This window comes from Bradyrhizobium sp. GCM10028915 (genome assembly GCF_042666195.1).
In the GTDB taxonomy this organism is placed as follows: domain Bacteria; phylum Pseudomonadota; class Alphaproteobacteria; order Rhizobiales; family Xanthobacteraceae; genus Bradyrhizobium; species Bradyrhizobium canariense_D.
Map to the genome: position 1 here is coordinate 328,585 of NZ_JBHTFN010000008.1, position 16,988 is coordinate 345,572.

At 61.9% G+C, this 16,988-nt stretch carries 16 protein-coding genes; 4 read left to right on the forward strand and 12 right to left on the reverse strand.

The features are described 5' to 3' along the window. Nucleotides 1-67: 67 nt before the first annotated feature. From ACFQX9_RS07500 to ACFQX9_RS07525, 6 genes are all read right to left on the reverse strand, one after another. Entirely contained in the window at nucleotides 68-526 is a 459-nt protein-coding gene (locus ACFQX9_RS07500) for a hypothetical protein (protein ID WP_377787517.1), read from the reverse strand. 173 nt (nucleotides 527-699) lie between these two features. Then, the gene (locus ACFQX9_RS07505) at nucleotides 700-1,137 is read right to left on the reverse strand and encodes a hypothetical protein (RefSeq protein ID WP_018458143.1); all 438 of its coding nucleotides are present in this window, start codon (nucleotides 1,135-1,137) and stop codon (nucleotides 700-702) included. Nucleotides 1,138-1,168: 31 nt separating this feature from the next. Further along, the gene (locus ACFQX9_RS07510; RefSeq protein WP_377787522.1) at nucleotides 1,169-2,869 is read right to left on the reverse strand and encodes an aspartate:alanine exchanger family transporter; all 1,701 of its coding nucleotides are present in this window, start codon (nucleotides 2,867-2,869) and stop codon (nucleotides 1,169-1,171) included. Nucleotides 2,870-2,883: 14 nt separating this feature from the next. Beyond that, nucleotides 2,884-5,637 (reverse strand): decarboxylase, encoded by a 2,754-nt coding sequence (locus tag ACFQX9_RS07515; protein WP_377787525.1) that lies wholly within the window; start codon nucleotides 5,635-5,637, stop codon nucleotides 2,884-2,886. 168 nt (nucleotides 5,638-5,805) lie between these two features. Next, on the reverse strand, nucleotides 5,806-7,542 hold the full coding sequence (locus ACFQX9_RS07520; RefSeq protein WP_377787528.1) for a SulP family inorganic anion transporter: 1,737 nt from the start codon (nucleotides 7,540-7,542) through the stop codon (nucleotides 5,806-5,808). After that, nucleotides 7,539-8,213 carry a YoaK family protein gene (locus ACFQX9_RS07525; protein WP_377787603.1) on the reverse strand — a complete coding sequence of 225 codons (675 nt, stop codon included), beginning with the start codon at nucleotides 8,211-8,213 and terminating at the stop codon, nucleotides 7,539-7,541. Before ACFQX9_RS07525 ends, ACFQX9_RS07520 begins: the two co-directional genes overlap by 4 nt. Nucleotides 8,214-8,343: 130 nt before the next feature. Here ACFQX9_RS07525 and ACFQX9_RS07530 point away from each other — a divergent pair, with 130 nt between their 5' ends. Genes ACFQX9_RS07530 through ACFQX9_RS07540 form a run of 3 tightly spaced genes read left to right on the forward strand, consistent with a single transcriptional unit; the run spans nucleotide 8,344 to nucleotide 10,935 of the window. Then, on the forward strand, nucleotides 8,344-10,032 hold the full coding sequence (locus tag ACFQX9_RS07530) for a transporter (RefSeq protein WP_377787531.1): 1,689 nt from the start codon (nucleotides 8,344-8,346) through the stop codon (nucleotides 10,030-10,032). A gap of 11 nt (nucleotides 10,033-10,043) precedes the next feature. Further along, nucleotides 10,044-10,295, forward strand: coding sequence for a hypothetical protein (locus tag ACFQX9_RS07535; RefSeq protein ID WP_157643051.1), 252 nt, complete (start codon nucleotides 10,044-10,046; stop codon nucleotides 10,293-10,295). Between the two features lie 28 nt (nucleotides 10,296-10,323). After that, complete coding sequence (locus tag ACFQX9_RS07540; RefSeq protein ID WP_377787534.1) at nucleotides 10,324-10,935, forward strand: invasion associated locus B family protein; 612 nt, start codon at nucleotides 10,324-10,326, stop codon at nucleotides 10,933-10,935. A gap of 15 nt (nucleotides 10,936-10,950) precedes the next feature. On the opposite strand, the gene ACFQX9_RS07545 is transcribed toward ACFQX9_RS07540, so the two are convergent. After that, nucleotides 10,951-11,349: a response regulator transcription factor gene (locus ACFQX9_RS07545; RefSeq protein WP_377787536.1), complete on the reverse strand. Its 399-nt coding sequence runs from the start codon at nucleotides 11,347-11,349 to the stop codon at nucleotides 10,951-10,953. A 163-nt stretch (nucleotides 11,350-11,512) separates the two neighbouring features. Further along, a complete protein-coding gene (locus tag ACFQX9_RS07550; protein ID WP_204513954.1) occupies nucleotides 11,513-12,136 on the reverse strand; it encodes a response regulator transcription factor in 624 nt (207 codons plus the stop codon). A gap of 374 nt (nucleotides 12,137-12,510) precedes the next feature. Between ACFQX9_RS07550 and ACFQX9_RS07555 the strand changes: the two genes are divergently transcribed. Beyond that, nucleotides 12,511-13,197, forward strand: a complete 687-nt coding sequence (locus tag ACFQX9_RS07555) for a helix-turn-helix domain-containing protein (protein WP_204511563.1) — start codon at nucleotides 12,511-12,513, stop codon at nucleotides 13,195-13,197. Here the strand turns inward: ACFQX9_RS07555 and ACFQX9_RS07560 are convergent. The 4 genes from ACFQX9_RS07560 to ACFQX9_RS07575 all read right to left on the reverse strand — a co-directional run bounded on the left by ACFQX9_RS07560 (nucleotide 13,145) and on the right by ACFQX9_RS07575 (nucleotide 16,915). Beyond that, nucleotides 13,145-13,633 (reverse strand): potassium channel family protein, encoded by a 489-nt coding sequence (locus ACFQX9_RS07560; RefSeq protein WP_051113036.1) that lies wholly within the window; start codon nucleotides 13,631-13,633, stop codon nucleotides 13,145-13,147. The two genes, ACFQX9_RS07555 and ACFQX9_RS07560, sit on opposite strands and share 53 nt — an antisense overlap. 147 nt (nucleotides 13,634-13,780) lie before the next feature. Further along, nucleotides 13,781-14,893 carry an acetate/propionate family kinase gene (locus tag ACFQX9_RS07565; protein WP_247335767.1) on the reverse strand — a complete coding sequence of 371 codons (1,113 nt, stop codon included), beginning with the start codon at nucleotides 14,891-14,893 and terminating at the stop codon, nucleotides 13,781-13,783. Between the two features lie 145 nt (nucleotides 14,894-15,038). After that, nucleotides 15,039-16,154 carry an AI-2E family transporter gene (locus tag ACFQX9_RS07570; RefSeq protein ID WP_247335766.1) on the reverse strand — a complete coding sequence of 372 codons (1,116 nt, stop codon included), beginning with the start codon at nucleotides 16,152-16,154 and terminating at the stop codon, nucleotides 15,039-15,041. Between the two features lie 83 nt (nucleotides 16,155-16,237). Further along, a complete protein-coding gene (locus ACFQX9_RS07575; protein ID WP_247335765.1) occupies nucleotides 16,238-16,915 on the reverse strand; it encodes a metal-dependent phosphohydrolase in 678 nt (225 codons plus the stop codon). Nucleotides 16,916-16,988 lie beyond the last annotated feature (73 nt).

A 16,988-nucleotide genomic window follows, 5' to 3' on the forward strand; every position in this document is an offset into this window, starting at 1 on the left:
GATCGTTGACGGTCAGATCGATGCTGCCGACGGACTTCGCTGGGTCCGTCAGCAGCGCATTCCCTCCTCAATACGGATACTGGTTGGGGCAGACCCAATTGCCGTACGTGTCCTGATAGCAACCGTCGTTGTAGTTGTTGTTGTAGTATCCGTAGGCGCCCGCGGCGGCCGCACCGACGGCAGCAGCACCGTAAGCCGCGCCTCGATAGCCATATCGCGGATAGCCTCCGGGATAACCGGCGACGGGACGGCCCGGACGGCCCGCAACGGGGTAACCGGGGCGACCCGGACGACCGGCGATCGGATGGCTTGGCCGCGGACCTCCTACGTAATGGCGTCCGCCTCCGCCATGGATCCGCCCGGCGTGAACGGCGCCGCCATGGAAACCTCCGGCGCGCATGCCCCCTCCACCTCCGCGATAGCCACCACCACCGCCACCTCCGCGGCGGGCATAGGCATCATCGGGAATGAGCGTGGCCGTGAGAAGAACGACGGCCGCAACAAGAGCCAGAAGATAACGAAGCATGGCATGTCCTCCCTCGATATGGGTGCCGTGATCCGCTTTCGACGATGCCTCGCGGAACGCGGTTGGCACCCGAACATGGCACTGAGTTGCGGCCGCTTCCCTGACTTACGTGCATGAGAGAAGCAGCCGCCATTCAAGAGCGCCGCGACCGCCGAAGCGGCGCGACTGCCGCTCTACCGCTTCAAAGCTATCGTCACGCCCCCCACAGCGGCTGACAGCTCCGCACCGACCTTCGGCCCGCTAAGCTGCAGAATCACGCCGTTGCCGTTTTGCAGCTGAACGGCACCTGCGCCGGCGGCGACGGCACCGCCCGCACCGCCCACAGCATAAGAGCCTTCGATCGACTCCGGCCCCCTCAGGTTAAGAGCGCGGCCGACCAGCTTGGTGGTCGAGGCGCCGATCGTGAAGCCGACGCTCATGCCCGAGACGGTGAAGGGATATTTGTGGCCCCGCAGCAGCAGAACGCCCTCGCCGCCACCGACGCCGACGATGAATCCGCCTTTGGTGAAGACCACGGCAACCTGGCCGGTCTCTGCCTGCGACGGCGTGCCGAAGCCGGCGACGCCTGCCAGCGAGGCGACCAGGGCGGCATAGATAGCAACTTTTCTCATGAGTTTTATTTCCTCTGGTTGTGACGCCGAGCTATTGAGCCAGGATCATTGCGAAGTAGCCGAACACGGTGAGCAGGATGCCCGATACGGCGTAGCCGACTGGGAACCCGATCCAGGGCACGGAGCTCTGGATTTCCACCGCGGCTTCGCGGCACGGACCGGAGTGCGACCGCGCACCGGCAACGCCGCCCATCAACACGGCCGGATTGATCTTGAAGACGTGATACCCGATCGCCCAGACGACGAACGGCGGGATCGTGCAGGCGATGAAGCCGGCGACGAAGATCTTCAACGCGACCGCACCCGTGAGCTGCGCCAACAACCCGGCGCCGGCATTGATGCCGACGATGGCGACGAAGACCACGAGACCGAGATCCTCCAGCACATTGCGCGCCGCGTTCGGTGTGTTGCCGAAGAAGCGCAGCCGGGAGACCAGCGAGGAGACGATCACGCCGGACAGCAACAATCCGCCAGCATTGCCGAGGCCGATCTTGGCACCGAAGGCCGGGAATTCGATCATCCCGATCAGGAAGCCGATGATCATGCCGGCGGCGAGCGTCAGCAGATCGGTCGAAGTGTTGGTCCGCGCAATGCGTCCCCACATCTCGCCGAGCTCGTTGACGGCCGACTTGATACCGACCACCGAGACGATGTCCATCCGCTGCAACTCCGTCTTGAAACCGGCCGGAATCTGCACGCCGCCACGTTCGACCTTGGTGACCTGCAACTGACCGGCAATGGCCGTCTCGCGGAAGGATTCAAAGGTCCGTCCGGCCATCTCCTTGTTGGTGACGAGGATGTCCGCCTGATCCATGGGAATGCCGAGCGCCTTGGCGTCGGCAACCTCGGGACCGATCAGGCCCATCTTGTCGGTGAGATGCTCGGTCGAGCCGCCGAGCGCGACGACGTCGCCCTTTTGCAGGACGAATTCGGGATCGGCGCCCTGCGGTTCTCCTCGGCGCGCCACATTGACGATGCGATATTCGGGATTCATCGTGCGGAATTTGGCAATGCTCATGCCGACCTGGGCCGGATTGTCTAGCCGGTAGGCACGGAGGCCGAACTGCCGGTAACCGGTCAGGCCACCACCCTCGAGGTCCTTGACGCCAAATTCCTGCTCGTATTGCCTGGCAGCCGCCTTGGCATCGACGCCCCACCAGCGCGGCAGGTATTTGCAGATCAGGATGATGCCGACGGTGCCCCAGATATAAGTAATGCCGTAAGACAGCGCGATCATGCCCGACGCATCTTCGGGCTTCATGCCTTCAGGCAGCTTGACAACGCCGGAGGTGATGGCCTGCTCGGCCGAACCGATCGCGGCCGACATGGTCTGCGACCCCGCCAGCATGCCACCGGCAGCTCCGATCGGCAGTGCGAAAAGCTTTGCGCAGATGACGACGAGCGCCAGACCGAGCACGCTCGACACGAGGGCCAGGATGCAGAATTTGAGCCCATCCCCCTTCAGGCTGTTGATAAAGGACGGGCCGACACGCAGGCCGACGCCATACATAAACAGGTAGTAGAACAGGCTCTTGGCAAAGTTGTTCAATTCGAGCTTCACGCCATAGATCGACGCCCACACGGATAGGCCAGCGCCCACCACGATGGCGCCGGCGACCATGCCGAGGCCGTAACCCTTGATGCTGGCCCGGCCGATCCAGACGGCGAGCCCGACGACGAAGAACAGCAACAGAAACGGGTTCTGCTGCAAGAACGTGAAAAACCCTTGCATGTCCGTCCCCTTTATTACGATGCCGCCTTCAGCTTCGGCGCGGCGCCGGGCTTGGGCCGGCCGATCTTCGCCAGGGCTTCGGCACGTACGAGCTTCAGCCCCTCCTTGGCGTCGTAGCCGTGGATTTCCTTCACATCGAGCTTGCGCATGAAGTCGATGGTTTCCTGGGTGATGACCTGCCCCGGCACCATGATCGGGAAGCCCGGCGGATACGGGATCACGAAACTGGCAGAGACGAGGTCGGGACCGGCCTTGAGGCGACGGTCGATCTCGGAATCGCCGAGCCGGATATATTCGCATCCCGCTGCGTCATAGGCCGAGTAGAAGCCGCTGCGGATGTCGCCCTCATTGGTCTTGGTACCGGCATCGCCACGGAAACTGTCGTGAAACTGCGAGAAGTTCGGCAGGTCGGGCACATCGGTCATCAGACTCTTGACCCGCGCCTCGAAGGTCTTCGTCGCATTGGCGCCGCCCTGAACCAGCCCGCGGTCGACCTCGCCCGCAATCTCGGCCAGCACCCTCACCAGATGCGCAACATCGCTGCGGGTGTTGTTGATGTTGGACTGGAACAGCACCGAATTGCGCGAGGTCTTGTTGATCTGGATGTTGTACTCGTTTGCCAGGATTCCCTTGAACTGCGTACCGTCGTATCCGGCGGTGCCGCACACCAACGTCATGCGGGTCGGATCGAGGCAGAACTCGTCGTCGTCGAGGCTCTTCAGGACACTCGCCCAGTTTGTGCCGGTGGCCAGATAGTCGGTAAAGCCGCTCTGGCGGTATTGCGCCGGCACCATCGCGTCCGCACCGAGAATCCGGAAGTATTTGGAGATCAGCGGATTGTTGTTGACCGCCCGACGGACCGCGAACGCGATTTCGATCGCGTTCGCCACCAGACCGTAGCCCTCGAGCTCCATCTGACGCCGCGAGACATCGAGGCTCGCGATGAGTTGCTGGTTCGGGCTGGTCGACGCGTGCGTGAATACCGCCTCCTTGAACTGCTGCTCGACGGTGTGGAATTCGACGTCCTTGACCGACAGCATCGAACCCTGCCGGATCGCCGACATCGACTTGTGGGTCGAGTTGGTCTGGTAGACGCGCAAGCGTATCTGGCGCGGGTCCGGGATCAGGCGAGTCTTCAGAAGCACCTCATCCGCGGGGGTCTTGCCGAGGTCGGCCTGCTGCTTCTCGTAAGCCGCGGCCGATTTCGGGTCATGCATCCAGGCCTCGATCTCGTTGGCGGCGCCCATCGCGGTCCGCCGCCGCAGGAACGGGGAGAAACGTGCAAAGCCGAACCAGGCTTCGTCCCACAGGAAGATCAGATCGGGCTTGATCGCGAGGCATTCCTCCATCACCCGCCGGGTGTTGTAGATGTGGCCGTCGAAGGTGCAGTTGGTCAGGTCGAGCATCTTGACGCGGTCCAGGCGGCCGTCGGCCCTCGCATTCAGTAGGGCCTGCTTGATGGTCTTCAGCGGCACCGCGCCGTACATCGAATACTCGGTCATCGGGAACGCTTCGACATAGATCGGCTGGGCGCCGGCCAGAACCATGCCGTAGTGGTGCGACTTGTGGCAGTTGCGATCCACGATCGCGATGTCGCCTGGCCCGAGCAGCGCCTGCACCGCCATCTTGTTGGAGGTCGAGGTGCCGTTGGTCACGAAGAACACGCGATCCGCGCCGAGCGCGCGTGCCGCCTTGTCCTGCGCTTTCTTGATGGTGCCGGTCGGCTCCAGCAGGCTGTCGAGACCGCCGGTGGTCGCGCTGCTCTCCGCCAGGAACAGATTCAAGCCATAGAACTCGCCCATATCGCGGATCCAGTCCGACCTGAAGACAGATTTGCCGCGAGCGATCGGCAGCGCATGGAACGTTCCGATCGGGCGTTGTGCGTATTTCTTCAGGTTGTCGAAGAATGGCGTATCGAATCGATCCTGGATCCCTTCGAGGATGGAGAGATGGAGCTCGAGGAGCTCCTCGATGGAGTAGAATATCCGCCGAACCACATTGGCCTCGGGGTTCCCCGCCATTTCCTCGACGTCGCGATTCGACATCAGATAGATGTCGAGCTCGGGACGTAACCGCTTGATGACGTGGGCTAGCCGGAGCGCGGACGCGTCCGACTCGTGATTGATCCCCGCGGCGGCGGTCATGGTGCGCAATACCGGCGCGTCGTGACGCGAGCGCAGACCGAACCCCTCGTTGATGACGACGGCGGCGATATTGGGGTTGAGCATCGTCGCGCAGAAGGCGTCTTCCAGACTTCCGACGATCACCGGCTCATAGACGAACGAATCGACCGGACGGCGCAACTTGCGCCATTCGGCAGCGAGAGCTGGCCACTTCTCGGAGGAGACCCCGGTGACGACCAGCGTTTCGAAATAGGGTCGCCGAGCTGCATGCGATCCGAAAGTTGACGGCACAAGCTCGGGCGCATCACCGTCGCCGTCGTCCTTGGCATCCCAGTCGCCGGCAAGCTGGCGGAAGGATCTCGTCATCAATGCCTGCGTGATGCGCGTCGCGAGAGCAAGTGAACCCGCCGCATCCCCGGCCGAGGCGGCTTCCCGCAAAGCCGCCATCAACTGCAGCCCCGGATAGCCGTGAAACTCCTCTATCACGGAGAGATCGGCCAGGGCCGCGTCAAACATCGCACGGTCGCCGCCGCGCGCCCATACCTTGGCTGCTTCGACCAGATCGCGCCAGTCGTCTGCCCGTCCGCCGGGCCCGGAAATGAACTGATCGATGCGCTTCTCTGCAGGCTTGGCGTCCTTGGACATGTCTCTCTCCGGATCTTTGCGAGGTCGCAGCCGGATCGTGATGCCCGCTCACCTCAGTTTATTGATCCAAGTCAACGGACGCGCATCTTGAAGAGACCCGAAGCACCGCGCGATGCAATATCGTCCGAGGTGGTTGCCCGATTCCGATTGCAGGCGAGAGAGATCGGATCAGAGCCGGGTGGCCAACACGCCGGCCGGATCCTCCGATCTGCGATCAGACGATTGCTTGCTTTCACCGAGCACGCTGTCGACCGAGCGAAGCCAGGTCGCACTGTCGGTCTTTTCCGCCAATCCCTCGGCCCGCAGCAGATCGCGCAATTGTGCATGTGCACCGACGATGCAGAAGCCGATATGGACCGAGGCGAGCTTGTCGTGAAGGTCGTGCAACATGCGCGCCCCAGCCAAATCAATGTAGGGCGAAGCGGAGAGATCGCAGACAACCAGCCTGATATCGGACGACTTCAGCAAGGCATCCGACACTGTCTCCAGGATTGTTTCGGCATTGATGTAAAGCAGCGAGGCTTCCGGTCGAAAGGCGATGATACCGACCAATGGCTCGACGCCTTCGTGCCTCGCACCATCGGAGTAGCGGCCGGTGCCCGGGAGCCGGCCGAGGAAGGCGACATTCGGACGTGAGGCTCGCGCCAGGAGCAGGACAATCGAGGCAATCGCCGCCAGCAGAACGCCTTGCAATATCCCCAGGAGCAGCACGGATACCAACGCAATTGCCGCAGCGTAAAAGTCTATGCGGCTGACCTGCCACATCCGCAACAGCGCGCGGATGTCCACCAGCCTGTACACGGCAGCAAAGACAATCGCCGCCAGCACCGTCTTGGGTAGATTCGTCAGGGCTCCCGTGAAGAACAGCAGGCACAGCGCCAGTGTCGTCGAACAGATGACCAGCGCCAGCGGCGTGCGCGCTCCGGCATTATCGTTGACCGCAGATTGCGACAGCCCGCCGGCCACGGGATAGCCGTGGCCGAAGGCGGTGATGAGGTTGGCCGCGCCCAGCCCCAAAAACTCCTGGCGGACATCGAGGGCGTAGCCATGCTTGGCAGCAAAGCTGCGCGCGGCGGAGACGCCTTCTATGTAGGCCAGCAGCACGCATCCCGCAGCCAGCGGGAAGAGTTCGTCGGGCTCCAACAATCCAAAACTCGGCAACCCGATAGCTGGCAATCCCTCTGGAATTTTCCCGGTGACTGGTACGCCAAGCGACGGAAGCCCAAGCAACGTCGCTACGACAATCGACAGCGCCACGATCGTGAGTCCGACCGGCCTTCCCGGCAGCCGCCGTTCTCCCACCAGCAGCAAGAAGAGCGCAATGGATCCAATCGCCAGAATCAGCCAATTGATGCCGCCGAGCTGACCCGCGAGCTTGATGGCGCGATCGAAAAAATTGTGACCGCCTCCGGCAACGCCGAACAGGCTCGGCAACTGGCTCATCATGATGGTAAGTCCCGCGCCGGCCTTGAAGCCGACCAGGATACTGTCGCTCACCAGGCGGACGAGAACGCTGAGCTTGAACAACCATGCGATCAGGCACAGCAACGCCACCGCGCAGGCGGCCAGGCTCGCGATCTGGGCGTATTTCGCCGCGTCTCCGCCGGCCAGCGCCCCGACGGTTGCCGCAATCATCAGAGAGATCGCAGAGGTCGGACCCACCGCAAGCTGGCGCGACGACCCGAGCAGCGCATAGCCGATGCCACCAAGCATGTAGCCGTAGATGCCGATCTGAGGCGGCAGGCCCGCCAGCGTCGCATAGGCAAGTGACACAGGGAGGGCGTACGCCGCGAGGGTGATTCCGGCGATCACGTCCGAACGGAGCCAAGCGCTACGGTACTGCGCCAACCATGTCGCCGGCGGAAACAGGAAAGTCCAGCGCGATCTGCGGTTGGATGAGGTCATGAGCTGGCCTCCTCGCCTGGACTTTCGCAACGCAACAGCACAACCAGCAGCGCGATCACGGGAACACCGAGCGCCAAATTCGGGATCTGCTTGGTCGCGAAGGCGCCAAGAGCCGCGCCGAGGCCGAACGTGATACACAAGACAACGAAAATGCCGGGGAGCCGTAGCGCCCCCTCGCCAGACGCTACAGCAAACACACCTTCAATCGCCTGCCGCATGTTGCCCGTGATCATGACGGAGCTGTAGAGCACGCCCTCGACCTTCGTGAAGACGGCGCTCTGCACGGCGGCGACGAAGGAAATGCCAAGCGTTCCCGCAAGATCCGGCAGGCGATTGTGCAGGATGGCGATAGTAACCAGCAGCAGGATTTCGATCAGCGTACCGATCGCGCTGGCGCGCGCTCCGGTTGCCCGTCGCAGCCATGCAGCGACCAGGATACCGGCGGCGAATGCAAGGATCGGCGGAACAAAGTGCAGCGCCTTCGTCCAATTTCCGATCGAGCCATAAACCCACAACAGCACAAGGTTTGCGGTCTGGGCATTGGCCATCACGCCGTGGATGATCCACGTATAGGCGTCGATATAGCCTCCGGCGAAGGCAAGCAGCAGCGCAATCGGCACCGTTTCGTCGCGGCGTATCGACGAAGCAGCGGCAGTATCCATCGTGCTCATGTCCGAAGATCGGCTTTGACTCTTGAGGCTCCACAAGGAGCGAGCTTGCCGCCGACCAGGATTGATCTGGATCAACTGTCGCCAGCTTTCGGCAACGAGATTGGCCCCTAACTACTGGAGGCAATGCGCCATGATTACCGTCAGGTGGATCATCTCTGCCGCGCCGGAAATCTTCCTGCTGCTGTCGGTCGCGCTCGGCACCATCCTTGGCCGCGTCCGTATTTTTGGATTTTCGATCGGCACCACCGCATGCACGCTCATCGTGGCGGTCCTGATCGGGCAGCTCGGCACCTTCACATTTCCAGCGCTACTGAGAGTCATCCTCTTCAGCCTGTTCGTATTCACGATCGGGTACCGGTCGGGGCCAGAGTTCTTTGCTTCTCTGAGCATCCGGACCTTGGCGCAGGTCGCCATCGCGCTCGTGCTTGGCGGCACCGGGCTCGTCATCGTTCTCATATTTGCCAAGGCATTCGCACTCGGTCCCGGCACCGCTTCGGGGCTCGCTGCGGGAGCCCTGACGCAATCTTCGGTGATCGGCACCGCATCCGGCGCGCTGGCCCAACTCGGGCTCGCCAAGGACGTGCTGGAGCAGCAGGAGGCGAATATCGCCGCCGGATACGCGGTGACGTACGTCCTTGGTTACATCCTCACGCTTCTGTTCGTACCCTTCGTCGCGCCGAAATTGATGCGGATCGATTTGAAGGCGGAGGCTGCGAAGCTGGAAGCGGAGCTGTCGGGAGGAAACCCGCCGCAGACCGAAAATCTGCATTATCGAAAATTCCAGGCGCGCGCGTACCGGGTGTCGGCAGCGGCGGGACGCACGGTCGGCGCGCTCGAAGACGAGATCGGCAGCCGCAGCGTAATCGAGCGGATCGTGCGCGGGGGAGCTGACGTCGAGCCGCATCGCGACACGGTTCTTGAAGCGGCCGACGACATCGTCATCGCGGGTCGCACGGCTGCCATTGTCGCCGCAAAGCCGATTGTTGGCACCGAAATCGACGCCGACGAGATCCTGAAGGCTCTTCCAGGCAATGTGGTCGACGTCCTCGTCGACAATCGCAAGCTCCACGGCCGCTCTGTCAAGGACGTGGCCGACCGCGTCGGCGACGCCGCGCGCGGCGTGTTCCTGCGCACCTTGATGCGGATGGGACGCGAAGTCCCCTTGAGCGCGGACACCCGCGTCTATGTCGGTGACGTCATGACGCTGGTCGGCAGCACCCGCAACATCGAGCGCGCCGCCTCGCAGGTTGGACAGATCCTGAGCTCCGAAGATCGTACCGACATCGCATTCCTTGCCGCAGGCATTGCCATAGGTCTGATTGCCGGTCTCGTGAGCGTCAAGATCGGGTCTGTGCCCCTGACGTTGGGAGGTGGCGGCGGCGCCCTGATTGCAGGGCTTTTCTGCGGCTGGCTGCGCTCTCGGCGGCCGACGATGGGTGCAATGCCCCCCGCAGCGCAACAGACGCTGAGCGATCTCGGCCTTGGTGGCTTCATCGCTGCGATCGGGCTCGGGAACGGCCACGCGGCCTGGGTCGCAATCCAGTCGCATGGCATGTTGCTGGTCGGCATGGGCCTGGTCGTCACGCTGGTGCCGCTGATCGTGACCACCCTGTTTGCCCATCGCGTACTCCGCATGAACCCGGTCATCATTTGCGGAGCTCTGGCCGGCGCCATGACGGTCGACGCCGCCGTGACCGGCGCCTGCGAAGTTGCAGAAAGCCAAACCCCCGTCCTCGGAGTCGCCGTGCCTTACGCTGTCGGCAACGTTGTGCTCACCGTGCTTGGACCCATCATCGTGGCCAGCACTTTCGCCGGCTGAAGGAGGCGCGCGTGAACCTGCGGCATGCTTCGACAGTGACCTACTTCGCCGCGGCATTGAGCATCCTGGCCTGCTTTCTAGCCCCGGGACGCGCCGACCACAATGTTCGTATCCAGGAAGAGGTCTGGGCCTTGCCACTGCCGCTACCTATGTTCGCCTATGTGGTTCGGCCCGTCAGCGAAGGACATTTCCTCATCGGCTCGCCCGACACGATTCCGATGTGGGCACCGCTCGTCGAACGATTCCTTGACGCGCAGAAATAGCCGCAGAGCTGGCGCCTGGAGGCAGAACATGATCGACGCAACTTCAGTGCTTTTGTCCGGGCGTGCGCTCGTCTGCGTGTCGATATTGTTCGCGGCGGCTGTTGCCCGACCAGCTTCAGCGCAGAATATAGCCGCGCCAAAGCCGACCCCAGAGGTAAAGTCCGCCGAAATCGCACCTCGCGGGCAGCGCGAAGCCAAGGAGATCACCTATGGCGGCTGGACGAAGCTTTGCGTACGGCCTGCAGGAACGCCGATGCTGTGCCGAACCTCGATCACGGGGCGGTTTGCTACGGGTCAGATGGCAATCCGCGTGGACCTCATCGAGCGTGACGGCGACCCCATTGCGCGCCTACAAGTGTTCGTTCCCGTCGGCATGTATCTGCAGAAGCCGGTCAAGCTGACGATCGACGGGGCCAACGTCCAGTCATTGCCTTACACCTGGTGCCTGAGCAATACCTGCATTGCCGCCGACGCAGCCGATCCCAAGTTCATCAACGACATGGATGCCGGCACGGCTCTCGTCCTTGAAGTCACCGACTCCAACCTTCTGTCTCTGACGACGTCATTGCCGCTGGCACAGTTCGGCCCGGCTCACAAAGGCGCGCCTGCACAGATCCTGGAGCAGGACATCGAGGAGTGAGCAGGTGAGAACAACTCAAGCGCTCTTGGCGCAGGCGAGTTCAACCGTTGCGATCAGCTCGCTGGCCGCGAAGGGCTTGCTCAAATAGGCCGCACAGCCGGAATCGATCGCGGCCGCCTGATTTGCCTGGCTGTCGTTGCCCGTGATGTAGACGACAGGCACCTTAGCGCCGTCACTTGCCAGCTTGCGCCGCAGGGCGATACCCGACTCGCCGTTCAGATTGACGTCCAGCACGAGGCAGCACGCGTCTTCGAGGTGGCCATGACTAAGCAATGCACCGGCGGACTCGAAAACAACCGCGGTAAAGCCGTGGTTCCGCAGCAACCGCTCCATGCTTCGCCGCATCGATGAATCGTCATCCACAACGTATATTGACCTGCGTGCAAACAATGGGTGAGCTTTCTCATCGAACACTCTGCACCCGCCTCACAACGACGAGGCGCCGCAAATGTTCCTGCGCAAATCCAACGGCCAACTAGGCAGTCGTTGCCAGAATCTGTCAACAATATTTCGTATTGTCCTATCGTACAGGTCTGATCGCGAGATTGACGTCCCCTACCGCAAACAGTCCGACGGTTCACGCCGGCTGCGAGCTCAGAAGTCCGAGCCGCTCGGCGACGGAGACCAGCTCGGCCAAGGACGGCACCTGCATCTTTGTCATCACCTGGTGCCGATGCGCCTTTACGGTGCGCTCGGTGGTTCCAAGCTCGTAAGCGATTTGCTTATTGATCTTCCCGCGCACGATGAGGTCGAAGACCTGTCGCTCGCGTCGCGTCAGAGACGTCAAACGAGCACGAAACGAATCCAGCTTGCCCTGTTGGCCGCGCACCACCTCTTGTCGAACCAGTGCGCGCTCGATCGCGCCGATCAACTGTTCCGAAGATACTGGTTTGGTCAGAAAGTCTTCCGCGCCGGCCTTGATCGCGCGAACAGTCGTTGCGGTATCAGCATGCCCTGTCAGGAATACGATCGGCAACGGCGAAGGTCGTTGGGCGAGGCACGCTTGCAACTCAGGGCCGCTCAGGCCCGGAATCTGCACGTCGAGCAGGATGCAGCCCGGATGTTCGGAGCCCGGGGGATCCTCGAGCAATTGTTGCGCCGACGCGTAGGTCACAACCTCATAGCCGGCAAGCTTGAGCCGACGCTGGATGGCGGTGCGAAACGATGGGTCGTCATCGACCACATAGACGAAGCCAGGCAATGTTTTCCTCCCGACCTGTTCTTGCAAGCAGAACACCCACCGCTCGCGCAAGCCTTAGAAGCAATTCAAGACGCCTCGCACCCCGAGGTCAACATCAATGAAAGCAGCCCGCCCGCAGTGGCACGACTTCAGGCGGAATGCGCGACGTAAGCCTAGGCCGGGCAATCCGACAGATGTTCTGACAGGTTTCTCATCCAGCGCACCATCGCCGTCCCTGTACTTTGGTACAATGCACCTACAGACAATGGTTGCAAAGCCGGCTTTTGGCTTAAACAACCTTTGCGGGAAGGGTGATTTATCGGCGGCTCCGTATTCCCGGTGATGGAAATAAGCTGCTCGCGGCTATCGCGTCAGCACCAGTTCGGGAGTTGGCCATGCTGGTTCGCAACGCTGCCGACGCTTCCTCGCGGCACCATTCACTCCGCGAGCTTGGCCTGAATACCAGTTCAAATCCGATCATCAGTTTAAACGAATTTACCTATAAAAAAGGCATCGAAATCTACGGCGAGAAAGAGCCGGCCGAATACGTCTATCAGGTCAAATCAGGCGCCGTGCGAAGCTACAAGCTCCTGTCAGACGGGCGTCGCCAGATCGGCGCCTTCCACCTGGTTGGCGACATCTTCGGGCTCGAAAACGGCAGCGAGCATAGATTCACAACGGAAGCGATCGTCGACACGACCGTACGCCTGGTTAAACGGCAGAGCCTCGAACTCGTCGCAGAAGGCGATGCCATGGTTGCCCGGAACCTGCTCAGCATGACCACCAACAACCTTCAGCATGCGGAAGATCACATGCTGCTGCTCGGCCGCAAGACCTCGCTGGAGCGGGTGGCGGCCTTCCTGCTCGAGATGGATACGCGGCTAACGGCCGCAGGAATTCTGGCCCTGCCAATGTCCCGGCGCGACATCGCGGACTACCTCGGATTGACCCTGGAGACCGTGTCCCGCGCCCTGTCCCGCCTTCACGACCTCGGCATCCTCGGCTTCATCGGCAACACCCAGCGGCAGATCATGCTCCTGGACCGGCATCAGCTCGCAGCTCTTGATGATCTCCAGAATTGAAGCCGGGCGCCGCGATTGCCGAGAGATGTTCAAGGGTCTTGCGTAACACCTCGAACAGGACTGCGGTCGACCAGCCGAACATCAGAATGCCGTTCATGGCAGTCATCGGCCCCGTCAGCCGCCATCCCTGCACTGGCGTGACATCGCCGTAGCCCAGCGTGGTGTAGTTCACGAAGGTGAAATACAGCAACTCGCTCCCCTCGGGCGCGGCACCAACCAGAGCGTAAGCCAGCGCCCAGACAAGAACCTCGACCGTGTGTGCAACCATCAAAATGACAGCTATCGTGACCATCACCGCCATCATGTGAGATCGGGGCCGCATTGTATGCTTCAATCCCGCGCTGCGGGCGATGTCGATCGCTGCGACGGTCACCAGCGCATGAATCATGATGTTGATCACGCTGATGAAAGTGCCGAGCAGAAATTGGACGACCATCGCGAGCTCCCGGACTGGTGCGGTTTGATTGGTCAGCACTGCCATCCGGCCCGCGGTACGATGCGGGCGTTTGATGCAGATCAACGTGCCGCGGGCGTGCACGCGCATTGCGCACACCCCGGCCACCAGGGAGCCCGATCATGACGCTCAGCTTGGCGCTCCCGGGCTACGGTTCATCAGCAGTGCCAGCGTGTGCCTGGCGATCATGATATCCTCGTCGGAGGGCACGACGTAGACCGGGATGCGGCTCGCTGGAGACGATATCAGCCGCGATTGCAGTGCGTTCTCTTTTGCATCGAGCTTGACACCGAGCCATGCGAGCTGCTCCGCCACGCGCGAACGGAGCAATGCGGAGTTGTCGCCGACCTCTGCCGTGAAGACGAACGCGTCAAGGCCCTGCAACGCAGCTGCGAGCATGCCCGCGTTGAGACCGATTCGATAAACGAAATGATCGATGGCGAACTTCGCGCTCGCGTCCTTACTTGCTTTGAGCTGACGCATATCACCGCGGACCGCGACTTTCGGATCGATTTGCCCCGCTCGCACCCCCATCGGCAATCCGTCGAGCGCGGTGAAGGCCATTGTGCTCTCTACGCTTAGTCCACCGCTGAGCGCGCACATCGATGCCTCGCTCCCGAGACGCGCGACTATCACCCGTCTCATCGCGATTTCCGGCGCAATCCTGGGCAAGGCCTTCGCAATATATTCGTAAGTGAGACCATGAGAGCCGTAGCGTCGTACGCCCTCGGCATAGAGCTGACGGGGAATGGCACAATCGTCGGCGACCGCGGCACGCGTTCGGTGAAATGCGGTGTCGAAGCAGGCGACCTGCGGGAGCGCCAGGAAATTTGCCAGGATCGAACGGATTGGCGCCAGATTATGCGGGAGGTCAAACGGCGCCAACGCGGTCAACCGCTCCAGGCACGCCAGGACTTCGTGATCGATGAGGACCGGCCGGTCGTGCTCTGTACAACCGTGAATGACGCGGTGCCCGACTGCAATCGGATTTATATGAAGCTCGTCCCGCAACCAGGTGCTGGTGATGTCCATCGCAGCCGCAACATCCGGCACTGTTTCGACTGGATAAGCGCGATTGGCGAGCGGACCACCGCCAGCCTTGCTCGCCCGCAAGCGCGGACAGCGCCCGATGCCGTCCATTTCCCCCTTGAGCCGTTGCCGTAGCCTGCCGTCTCCTTCGACAGAGTAGATCTGGAATCGGAGATCAGAGGAGCCGGCATTGATGACAAGAATGGTGTCCATGGCACTCACACCGCAAATGTTGCAGCATGTCGACGCCCGGCATCGACGGTCAGAGCAACGTCAGCGGGTGAGCCAGGCATTTCCACCACCATCTCCGACCGGTCGTCGTATCTTCAGCCGAGAGCTTCCATCGAGCTCATGGAGGTCAACGCTCGATTGCCAGCTGTGCGGGCGCAGCCCGTTCGGCGCGGATCCAGGCGACTGTCAACTCCCAGACGACAGACAGAATGATCGGTCCGATGAAGAGGCCGATGATTCCGTGGAAGAGAGTTCCGCCGATCACCCCGATCAGGATGACCAGCGCTGGCGTGGTCAGGCCGCGCCCCATGACGAGCGGCTTCAGGATATTGTCGAGAACCGACACGATCACGAGAAACACCGTCAGCAGGAGCGCGATCGGAAATTCCTTGTCGGTCCAGACCCAGATGATGACCGGCAGGATGACGATGGTCCCGCCGATCTGCACGATCGACAGCAACAGCACCACGAAAGCAAGAAGGCCCGCGCTGGCGATGCCGGCGAGCTTGAAACCTATTCCCGCCAGCAAGGCTTGGATGATGGCAACGCCGATCACGCCTTGAGCCACCGCACGGATCGTGGCTCCTGCCAGGTCCAGAAAATGCTCGCTTTGGTCCGGCACGATGCGGGACAGAAAGCTGCGCCCTGCGGCCACGAGCTGAGGTCCATACGGAAACAGCACGCCGGCCACCGCCACCGACAGCAGAAACTTGACCGTTCCCACACCGGCATTGCCGGCAAACCCAAGCAAGGTGGTCGCGAATGGCTTCAAATAGGGCACGACCGCGCGCAAGAGCGACCGGAGGTTGGTCGTCGCCTGATCCCAGAGATCGAAGAGCTGAGGCCCGATGAGTGGCCACTCCTTGAGCGACTGCGGCGGCGAAGGCACATGCAATTCACCGGCCGTCACCTGGGCGGCAAGATCGGTGATCCCGTCGACCGCGCCCATGCCCAGCCAGGTCGCCGGTCCGATCACCACAGCCAGGTTGACGAGCGTGAGGATCGTCGCCGCAAGCTTCGGCCGTCCGCCGAGAATGTCGCTGAGGCGCCGAAAAGCCGGGTTCAGCGCAGCAGCAAGCACGACACTCCAGGCCAAAATGGGGATGAATGGACGGACCAGCAGGAGCGCCCAGACGAGCAGCAGCCCCAGCAATCCGAGCCGGATCAGAAGCTGGATGATCTCGTCTCCGGAGAATATCTGACGGAGTGTTTTCACGGACGCGCCTTCAGCCATGCCGCGCATGCTGAGGCGAACTAGCCCCTGCTCTCACGCCGCACGCTTGATCCAGATCAAGCGTCGAGCCTCTTCTAGGGCTGTGGTCCGGTCTAGGGCTGTGGTCCGGACAGAGTCAGCTCGCGCTCGGCCCGAACTACGTTGCCGTAGAGACTCGCTATCCATTGCCGGCCTCGGGACGTCACGTTGAGATGACGTATCGCCGGCTGGATCTGGGGAGCTACGTTACTCCAAGAGAATGGCGGATATTTGTAAACGATATCCGCCGGCGTCGCGTAGCCCAGGGTCTTGTTGAGACCGATCTCCTCGAATTCGTAGAACAGCGCGTTGGACTTCTTCAGATAGTTGGGATTGCCGAGCTGACCGATGAGATCGGCGGCCCGTAACAGCAATCCCTCCTCTTCAATGAGGCTGTCATTCGAAGACATCGTGTAAGGAAACCGGGTGTATTCGATCGCCCGAGAGACCCGGTCAGCATCGACCTGCTCGACGGAATCCAGCCGCTCCAGCACGAACAGTTTTGAGCGATCGACATGGTATGGCGCGAGAGCCGCATCGGACGATCCTCGCGGCAGACGAACCGTTGTGCCGGTAACGTCCGCAACGCGCAGGCTTCCACTACGGCTCCAAAAACAGGAGGCCAAAAATGAAGCCATCATCGCATTAGCAGTTGCATTGATGACGGTCGGGTTCGTCTTCACGAGTTCTGGGAGCGCCAACGCCGTCGCATACTGCCAATACGTTGGACTATCCCGCGCATTGCGTTGCAAGACCGGGCGTCGTCCTGGAGTGCGTCCCGTCGCGCGCGCTGCCGCACGAGAAGCAGTGCGGCCCGGCACTCCG